The organism is Pseudonocardia acidicola (assembly GCF_012911935.1).
Classification (GTDB): domain Bacteria; phylum Actinomycetota; class Actinomycetes; order Mycobacteriales; family Pseudonocardiaceae; genus Pseudonocardia; species Pseudonocardia acidicola.
The window spans coordinates 1-1,351 of record NZ_JAAXLA010000163.1 but is presented as its reverse complement, the minus strand read 5'-3'; the positions used below and the strand labels follow the sequence as shown (position 1 = coordinate 1,351).

General features: G+C 57.9%; 1 rRNA gene. It reads right to left on the bottom strand.

Annotated features, from left to right (window positions below):
- Window positions 1-1,271 (bottom strand): 23S ribosomal RNA (locus HF526_RS34405); the annotation flags it as partial.
- Window positions 1,272-1,351 lie beyond the last annotated feature (80 nt).

Here is a 1,351-nt window from a genome sequence, read left to right as displayed (position 1 = left end):
ACCAGGGGCGGATCAATGTCGGAATGCCACGGCTTCGGCGGTGCGCTTGAGCCCCGCTACATTGTCGGCGCAGGACCACTTGACCAGTGAGCTATTACGCACTCTTTCAAGGGTGGCTGCTTCTAAGCCAACCTCCTGGTTGTCTGGGCGATCCCACATCCTTTCCCACTTAGCGCACGCTTAGGGGCCTTAGCCGGTGATCTGGGCTGTTTCCCTCTCGACTATGAAGCTTATCCCCCACAGTCTCACTGCCACGCTAGAAATACCGGCATTCGGAGTTTGGTTGAGTTCAGTAAGCTTGTCGGCCCCCTAGCCCATCCAGTGCTCTACCTCCGGCATCCACCACGCAACGCTGCACCTAAATGCATTTCGGGGAGAACCAGCTATCACGGAGTTTGATTGGCCTTTCACCCCTACCCACAGCTCATCCCCCAGGTTTTCAACCCTGGTGGGTTCGGGCCTCCACGACGTCTTACCGTCGCTTCACCCTGGCCATGGGTAGATCACTCCGCTTCGGGTCTATACCCCGCGACTCACACGCCCTATTCGGACTCGCTTTCGCTACGGCTACCCCACACGGGTTAACCTCGCCACGAAGCATAACTCGCAGGCTCATTCTTCAAAAGGCACGCCATCACCCCGAAAGGCTCTGACGGCTTGTAGGCACACGGTTTCAGGTACTATTTCACTCCCCTCCCGGGGTACTTTTCATCTTTCCCTCACGGTACTCGTCCGCTATCGGTCATCAGGGAGTATTTAGGCTTAGCGGGTGGTCCCGCCAGATTCACAGCAAATTCCACGAGCTCGCTGCTACTCGGGAACACACCCCAGAGACACACGCAAGATTTTCGCGTACGGGGGTCTCACCCTCTACGCCGGCGCTTCCCAGACACCTTCCGCTAACCTCGCGCGCACCCCTCGAAGACCTAGCAGAATCTCCACGGGCGCATCCCACAACACCGGTACCGCAACGCCTGCCAGCTTGACACGACACCGGTTTAGCCTCATCCGCTTTCGCTCGCCACTACTCACGGAATCACGGTTGTTTTCTCTTCCTGTGGGTACTGAGATGTTTCACTTCCCCACGTTCCCCCCGACAGCCTATGAATTCAACTGCCGGTGACGCCCCATGACGGGCGCCGGGTTTCCCCATTCGGACACCCTCGGATCACAGCTCGGTTGACAGCTCCCCGAGGCCTATCGTGGCCTCCCACGTCCTTCATCGGCTCCTGATGCCTAGACATCCACCATGTGCCCTTAAACACTTGACCACAACAAGATGCTCGCATCCACTATGCAACACTCAACACACAACCACACCCCAACCACACACGACCACCACCACCCCAAC